This is a genomic window from Rhodohalobacter sp. (assembly GCF_041686455.1).
GTDB lineage: Bacteria > Bacteroidota > Rhodothermia > Balneolales > Balneolaceae > Rhodohalobacter.
Genome location: NZ_JAWLDW010000090.1, coordinates 2,390 through 10,951 on the forward strand (window position 1 = coordinate 2,390; position 8,562 = coordinate 10,951).

An 8,562-nucleotide genomic window follows, 5' to 3' on the forward strand; every position below is an offset into this window, starting at 1 on the left:
CATCATGTTTACTGTATACATCCTGCACTCCAATCTGAGTAGGCCTCATATAACATTATCAAGTCCAGACACCCAACTCCTTCAAAATAAGCTTAAGCATATTCAGAGTCGCCGGCATACTTGCTGTATTTTGCTGTGATGCGCCGGAGTTCCTAATTAAACTGTTCAACGTTTACTGCGACATGCAGATGTTAAGACCACTCAACGATATGCTGATTTGCTGAATATAAATGTTAGTGACTATGCAGGAAGCGCGTTTAAATAAAAAACTAGATAATCTTCGTCTTGTCTAAGAGACAACCTTTCAATTATTGGTAAAGTGGGCAAATATTAAAGGATATATCTCGAAAAAATTTACTCCTTATAAGTTGAGGTGTGCAGTATTCATAAGAAAGGTGATAGAAACTGAGGCTCTGGTCAACTTGCCTGATTAATATCATACTCAAGGCTTATCTGAATCGCTTTTTCCATGGGCTGAATAATCTTGCTCTGTGAAATGGGCTTGGAAAGAAAATCTACATAGCCTGTTTTTTTGGCTCTGGCCATGTGATCTTTGTCTGAATTGCCGGAAACATAGATAACCGGCACATTGCTAAAAGAGCGTATGCGGCTTACAGTTTCAATTCCATCTATACTCCCCTCAAGAAAAATATCCATCAACAACACATCCGGTTGATGCTCTTTTATTTTTTCTATTGCTTGCTCACCGCTGGCAGCCTTAGCTACAACTTTAAAACCGAGCGTTTCTACAACTCTTTCCGCAACCATAGAAAGAATCATGTCGTCTTCAACAATAACTACAGTGCCTTTTATGTCATCTTTTTCCATAATCTTACATTTCAAGTTGAGGTAGTTTGAAGAGTATAGAGCAGATTCGTTACAATCTTTTTTTAATGGCAATAAATCAATTTCACTGACCTCCCCGTTGCTATTGCTTCTCTTTTTTATTTTTGGGGTGCTTTTTGTGATAGTAATATAGATAGGTGTACGTGTTACCCCTAATTTACCAGAAGAAAATAGTTCCTAACTAAAAACCAGGTTGTAATTGCGTTGGGTACGCATTCTATGTGAGTCAGCTCTGTTATTCATGAATAAGTCAAACTTGTGTCAACTTATTCGATGACGGGATATTCATAATAAAGCCAAAGAAGAAAATCTCCATCGGCTTTAGAAAATCACCTGAAATCTGTCAACATATTTTTAGGACGAAACACAGTATTATGGGAAAACAATAATAAAACAAACTCTCCTTTTCCATCCCTTCTACTCTCAAAACCTGCACTTTAGGTTATACTGACCCGGGCCAAATTTAATCTTCTTCTGCGCGATTCTCACCTCACTTCCAACTTTAAAACTTATAGACATGGTTCTCTCTCAGTTTGTAAAGTAAATCGCCACCTGTCGCTCCGAATCGGGGTATTTACTATCTTAACAACAACGATTAACTCTAAACCACTTTCTGAATATATGCTTTCCACCAAAGAAGCCATTGCCCTTGAAGATAAATACGGTGCCCACAACTATCATCCACTGCCGGTTGTTCTGGCTAAAGGCGACGGTGTATACGTCTGGGACCCGGAAGGCAACAGATATTTCGATTTTCTTTCGGCTTATTCTGCAGTAAATCAGGGTCATTGCCACCCCCATATTATTGGAGCTCTCAAAAAACAGGCGGAGACACTTACACTCACATCCCGGGCATTCTATAACAATGTTCTTGGCGAGTATGAGCAGTTTATCACCAATATGTTCGGATTTGAAAAAATCCTACCTATGAATACGGGAGCCGAAGGTGTTGAAACGGCTATCAAGATCTGCCGAAAGTGGGCTTATGAAAAGAAAGAAATACCGGAAAATGAAGCTAAGATTATTGTAGCTGAGAACAACTTTCACGGCCGGACTACAACCGTCATCTCTTTCTCTAATGATGACGATGCTAGTAAAAACTTCGGTCCTTATACCCCGGGATTCGTAAAGGTTGAGTACAACAATCTGGATGATCTGGAAAAGGCACTTAAAGAGAAGAATATTGCCGGATTTTTAATTGAACCGATTCAGGGAGAAGCCGGTGTGATGGTTCCGGATGAAGGTTACCTAAGAAAAGCAGCTGCGCTCTGTAAAAAATACAACGCCCTCTTTATTGCCGACGAGATTCAAACCGGAATTGCACGAACCGGATCTCTGCTTGCTGTTTGCGGTGATTGTACGTGCCAGGGAAGCTGTGAACGTCAGCCTGAACACTATGTAAAACCCGATATTCTGATTCTTGGGAAAGCCCTGTCCGGTGGCGTCTATCCGGTATCTGCAGTTCTTGCTGATGGTGAGATCATGGACGTTATCCAACCTGGACAGCACGGCTCTACATTTGGAGGCAACCCGCTGGCTGCGCGCGTTGCAATTGCCGCACTTGAAGTGGTTCGGGATGAAAAACTTGCACAAAACGCCCGTAAGCTTGGAGAGCTATTCCGGGAAGCGATGAACAAGCTGAAAGAAGAGTGCAATTTAATAACTCTTGTTCGCGGAAAGGGACTGCTCAATGCTGTGGAAATTAACGATTCATCCGAGAGCTCAACAGCCTGGGGTCTTTGCGTTAAACTGAAGGATAACGGCTTGCTAGCAAAACCGACACATGGCAACATTATCCGGTTTGCACCACCTTTGGTCATGAGTGAGGAGCAGCTTCAAAAGTGCATCCAAATTATCCGAAAAACTTTCCTTGAATTTAAAACTTAAAAGCCTCTACTTACCATCAAACAGGATCTAAAAATTAAATTTTAAACGACACATTACATGAAAGGGATTCAACCAAAAAACGTACGCTCAACACTACAAAAACATATTCTTGCAGATGGGTATGAGATGGTTCTCGACCTCAAAAAAAGTAAAGGAGCTTATCTGCACGACTCTGCCACAGGCAAGGATTATCTTGACTTTTTCACGTTCTTCGCTTCCAATCCATTGGGAATGAATCATGATAAACTGGCTGGTGATGCCGATTTTGTTGCCAAGCTGGGTCAGGTAGCCATCAACAAGCCATCCAATTCGGACGTATATACCGAAGAGATGGCCCACTTTGTAGATACGTTTTCCAGAGTCGGAATCCCGGACTACATGCCGTACGCGTTTTTTGTTTCCGGCGGTGCGTTGGCTGTGGAAAATGCCTTGAAAGTAGCATTCGACTGGAAAGTTCAGAAAAATTTCAAAAAAGGATATCGGACTGAAAAAGGTCATAAGGCCCTTCACCTGGACAAAGCATTTCATGGGCGAAGCGGATATACTCTTTCACTTACAAATACCGATCCCAAAAAAGTGAAGTATTTTCCGAAATTTGACTGGCCGCGGATTCATAACCCGGCTGTTACATTCCCGCTGAATGCAGAGAATAAGAAACAAGTGGAAATGGAAGAAGCTCAGGCGCTGGCTCAGGCTCGTCAGTATTTCGAAACCTACAAGGATGATATCGCCTGTATACTTCTCGAACCCATTCAGGGCGAAGGCGGCGACAACCACTTCAGAATTGAATTTCATCAGGCTCTGCGAGATCTATGTGATGAGTTTGATGCATTACTGATTTACGATGAAGTTCAAACCGGTGTTGGCCTGACAGGAAAATTCTGGGCTCACGAATACTATGTAAAACCGGATATACTCGCATTTGGTAAAAAAGCACAGGTTTGCGGTATCCTGGCCAGCGACAGAATTGATGACATCGAAACCAACTGCTTTCATGTTTCGTCCCGAATCAACTCTACATGGGGAGGCAACCTGGTAGATATGGTCCGGTTCGATCGCATCCTTGAGATTATTGAGGAGGACAAACTGATAGATAATGCGGCTACTGTAGGTGTGCACCTGCAGGAGCAAATTCAGATTCTGTCAGATGAATTTGAGCATATCTCAAATCCGCGAGGCAAAGGGCTCTTCTGTTCAATGGATCTCCCAAATAGTCATGCAAGAGATGAAGTGGTGAAAGAGTGCATGAACAACAACCTCATGATTCTTGGCTGCGGCAATAAAACCGTACGTTTCCGTCCACCACTCACAGTAGAAAAAGCTCAGATTGATGAAGGTATTGAGATCATCAGAAAGAGTTACAAAACAGCTATTGAAAAGTGTCCAGTTGTTGGAGAGTAAGCATATTATTCGTAGCACTTAGTACTCGTGGCACGAATTGGAGTCGTGACACGAGTTTAGAATACCTATTTGAGTAATTATCCATCAGACCGCTAATGTCGGTCAGATGGGTATTATATCTTAGTTAATCCGTCTGACCGCGTGGAGTGGTCTGACGGATTTTTAATGCTACGGATAATTTTAAAGGACCTGTAAACGTCTGAAGCGAAAGTCCTGACAGCGTCTGTCATTAAGGAATCGTATTTTCAACGCTGACAGGAATCCTCCAAGATCTGTCGGATGCACTGTCAGGTTGATTATTTTTATACCATCTGATGAGATTCAGGCTGAATGGTAATCTCATTCAATACAGAATCATCCGGCTGCGATGCGGAGTAATAAACCGCTTTTGCCACTTGCTCCGGCGTCAACATTTTATCTGTCTGTACTCGCATATCGATATTTGGATTCTCCCAGAAATTAGTAGCCACTCCACCAAGGTAGAGCAGTGAAAATTTAACGCCTGATCTCTTATTCTCTTCAACAAGTGCTTTTGTAAATCCGGTTACTGCATATTTGGAAGCAGAATAGACGGATGAATTTCTCATAACCGCTTTTCCAAGTATTCCGGGAAACATGATAATTCTTCCCTTTTTAGCCGTTGCCATGTAGCGGGTAACCGTTTGCGTTACAAGAAATGTGCCGTAAACATTTACGTCAAAAACCTCTTTTGCCTCTTCTGGTTTGATATCAAGAAGCGGCTGAATCATTCCCAAGCCGAAGGCATTGACCAGTACATCGATATCGCCCAGCTCTTCGGTTACTTCCCTGGCCATATCGGAGACTGAGCCCAGATCGGTTACATTCACCTTTATAGCAAACACCTCTCCTCCATTGTCGTTGATCTCTTTGGCTTTCTCTTCAGCTTTCTGTTTATCTCTGGCTGCTAATACAACCTTGGCGCCGGCTTTGGCAAAAAGATCTGCCGATGCTTTTCCAATTCCGCCTGTCCCGCCCACGATGAGTACAATTTTATCTTCCATAATTCTCTTTTGGGTTTGAATTTTAATTCACTCAATTCGATTGAAAAATAAATCGTTCGTTGGTATCCTAATTATTCCACTATCTCATTTTATCTGAACCTGCAAATTTTAAAAATCAGTATTTCATGGTATTGCCGATGTTCATGTGATTAAGTAGAATAAAACTTCTTAAAGCATTCACATCAAACAAGTTAGCGGGGGATTAGGTCATGAAATTTGTGAAATGGGGGTTAAAAACGATTGCCGTTTTGATACTGATCATGCTTATTGCATCATCAGTAGTTTATCTTATAACGGAAAGCCATAGAAACAGGACATACAGGGTCGAAGTAGAACCATTGGAAATCGACAATAGTGCAGAATCTTTAGAGCGAGGCAAGCATGTTGCGACAATTCGGGGCTGTATCGATTGTCATGGTGAAAATCTGGAAGGGGCTGTTTTCATCAAAGATCCGATTGTCGGACAATTTATTGCTACAAACCTTACAAGCGGGGAAGGTGGAATTGGAAATATTTATACTGATGAAGACTTGATTAAATCCATCCGCCACGGAGTAAATCAACAGAATAAGTCCGTCATCTTTATGCCGTCTCACGAGTATAATCAGATCGATTCAAAAGATTTAAACTCGTTAATTGCTTATATCCGAAACTTGGAACCAGTTGATAATGAGCTTCCTGATTCAAAAATAAATCTCCCCTATCGGTTAATGTATCTGTTGGACAGTGAAATTCATCTCTTTCCGGCTAAGGTGATCGACCACAATCTTCCGGTTCCCGAACCCCTGGCAGAACGTTCTCCCGCAGAACTAGGAAAGTATCTTGCCACTACCTGTACCGGTTGTCATGGTTCCGGATTTTCGGGTGGAAAAATACCGGGCGTGCCTCCGGATTGGCCGGTTGCAACCAATTTGACAATTGCCGGTTCAATGGGAAATTGGACAGCAGACGACTTCCTGCAAACAATGAGAACCGGTATTACACCTGAGGGCAGGGAATTACCGAAAGAATATATGCCCTGGCAAGTCTTTGGCACCATGACTGATGAAGAGCTGCAGGGACTATTTGCATATTTCCAATCCTTACCGGCTAAGGAGACAGGTAATAGGTGAAATAATAACTGTACATCTTGAGTATGTCTTTTAAAGTCGATTATTGAATCAACATAACACCAAATTACTGCTCCATAGAGGCCGGAATTGAAGATTCGTACACCTCAGCGAGTTCAGATACCGGAAGATTTACAGCTTGATTGATCGTGAACGAGTCTCCTGAAACTGTACCCAATACGTGAAAAGGTACATCGCTATCTTTCATCGCTTTTTCCAGATCTGATACATTCTCTTTTGGAACCGTTACAACAATTCCTGATTGTGCTTCACTGAAGAGAAGTTCATAAAGCTCGCCGCTCATTTTTTTAAGAGATACATCCGCACCCAATCCTGAATGAATAGCCATCTCTGCAAGTGTGACGCTCAACCCGCCATCAGACACATCGTGTGCGGCATTTACGATTTTGGTGTGAATCAGTTTCAAAACGGATTGCTGAAGCTTTACTTCCATATCGAGATCCAGCTCAGGAGCATCTCCGGTTGTCAGCCCATGTACAGTATTAATATATTCTGAACCGCCCAAACCTTTTCTGTCGGCTCCAAGGTAATAGATAACATCTCCCTCGTTTTTGAACTCTGGCGTCATGGTGTGATTCTCCACATCTTCAATCAAGCCAAGCATTCCAATCACAGGAGTCGGGAAAATCGCACCTTTTGGATTTTCGTTATACAGACTCACATTTCCACCTGTAACCGGTGTATGGAGTGCACGGCAAGCATCACCCATTCCTCCCAAAGCCTCACTGAATGTCCAGTATACTTCCGGTTTATAAGGATTTCCAAAATTTAGACAGTTGGTAATAGCCATTGGTTTTGCTCCGCTGCAGACCACATTTCGCGCAGACTCAGCAACTGCAATTTGTCCGCCACGACGGGGATTCAGATATACATATCGTCCGTTACAGTCCGTTTTTACGGCCAGTCCCTTCTTGGTTCCTTTTATTCGAATGACACCGGAATCGGAAGCTCCCGGAGCATTGACCGTATTCGTTCGAACCGTTGTATCGTACTGCTCGTGAACCCATCTTTTGGATGCCACATTTGGAGAAGCCAGCACTTTGAGCAAAGATTCATTTACATCTTCAGGATGTTTGATTGTGGAAAAGTCGAAGCTTTGAACTTCATCAATATAGGCCGGCTTCTTTCTTTCGCGTTCATACTGTGGAGCTCCGCCGCCCAGAACCAGTGAGTCGGCCGGAATTTCCGCTTTTACCTCTCCATCTTTCATATAGGTTAGTTTATTACCTTCAACAACTTCACCAATTACAACAGCATTGAGATCCCACTTTTCAAATACGTCAATAATCTCCTGCTCACGGCCTTTTTCGGCAACCACAAGCATCCGCTCCTGGCTCTCACTTAGAAGCAGTTCATAAGCGGTCATACCCTCTTCACGCATAGGTACCTTATCCAGATCGAGTCTCATTCCATCTCCGCCCCGCGCAGTCATCTCTGATGAGGAACTGGTAATTCCGGCAGCCCCCATATCCTGCAAGCCAACAACAGCGCCGGTTTTCAACGCTTCCAGGCTTGCTTCAAGCAGCAGTTTCTCCGTAAATGGGTCACCCACCTGTACACTTGGACGTTTGGCTTCACTCTCCTCACTGATCTCTTCCGAAGCAAATGTAGCACCGTGTATTCCATCGCGACCTGTACTGGCACCCACTATCAGAACCGGATTTCCGATTCCGTGTGCAATGGCTGATGCCGTTTCGCCGTGTTTTACAATTCCCACGCTCATCGCGTTCACGAGCGGGTTCCCTTCATACGCTTCATCAAAATATATTTCGCCGCCTACAGTTGGAATACCGAAAGAGTTACCGTAATCAGAAATCCCGCGCACAACTCCATCTAATAGGTAACGAACACGAGGATTCTCCATCGACCCAAAACGAAGCGAGTTAAGCGATGCCACTGGCCGGGCGCCCATGGTAAAAATATCTCTGTGAATTCCGCCTACACCGGTTGCCGCTCCCTGATAAGGCTCAACGGCCGACGGGTGATTGTGACTCTCAATTTTAAAGGCACAAGCCAGGCCATCTCCAATATCCACCAATCCTGCGTTCTCTTCACCGGCATCTACCAATAGCTGTACACCTTCTCTCGGCAGCTTTTTGATCTCCAAAATGGAATTTTTATATGAGCAATGTTCACTCCACATAACAGAATAGACTCCTAATTCTGTAAATGTTGGGATTCGCCCGAGAAAGTTCTTAATCATTTCATACTCTTCCTCATTTAAGCCGTGTTCTTTGGCCAGATCGAGATTTACTTCAGGTTCTTTAGGAGATGTA

The 8,562-nt window shown here is 43.3% G+C and carries 6 protein-coding genes; 3 read left to right on the forward strand and 3 right to left on the reverse strand.

Annotated features, from left to right (window positions below; all coding sequences use genetic code 11):
• Window positions 1-417 precede the first annotated feature (417 nt).
• Window positions 418-828, reverse strand: a complete 411-nt coding sequence (locus ACESM0_RS10165; protein ID WP_372906106.1) for a response regulator — start codon at window positions 826-828, stop codon at window positions 418-420.
• A gap of 639 nt (window positions 829-1,467) precedes the next feature.
• Between ACESM0_RS10165 and rocD the strand changes: the two genes are divergently transcribed.
• A complete protein-coding gene (rocD, locus tag ACESM0_RS10170) occupies window positions 1,468-2,733 on the forward strand; it encodes an ornithine--oxo-acid transaminase (protein WP_372906107.1) in 1,266 nt (421 codons plus the stop codon).
• Between the two features lie 57 nt (window positions 2,734-2,790).
• Window positions 2,791-4,134, forward strand: coding sequence for an L-lysine 6-transaminase (gene lat / locus ACESM0_RS10175; protein ID WP_372906108.1), 1,344 nt, complete (start codon window positions 2,791-2,793; stop codon window positions 4,132-4,134).
• Window positions 4,135-4,436: 302 nt separating this feature from the next.
• Here lat and ACESM0_RS10180 read toward each other — a convergent pair whose 3' ends face one another.
• Window positions 4,437-5,156 (reverse strand): SDR family oxidoreductase, encoded by a 720-nt coding sequence (locus tag ACESM0_RS10180; RefSeq protein ID WP_372906109.1) that lies wholly within the window; start codon window positions 5,154-5,156, stop codon window positions 4,437-4,439.
• A gap of 209 nt (window positions 5,157-5,365) precedes the next feature.
• Here ACESM0_RS10180 and ACESM0_RS10185 point away from each other — a divergent pair, with 209 nt between their 5' ends.
• Complete coding sequence (locus ACESM0_RS10185) at window positions 5,366-6,268, forward strand: c-type cytochrome (protein WP_372906110.1); 903 nt, start codon at window positions 5,366-5,368, stop codon at window positions 6,266-6,268.
• A gap of 64 nt (window positions 6,269-6,332) precedes the next feature.
• On the opposite strand, the gene purL is transcribed toward ACESM0_RS10185, so the two are convergent.
• On the reverse strand, window positions 6,333-8,562 hold a 2,230-nt coding region (purL, locus tag ACESM0_RS10190), incomplete at its 5' end, for a phosphoribosylformylglycinamidine synthase subunit PurL (protein ID WP_372906111.1).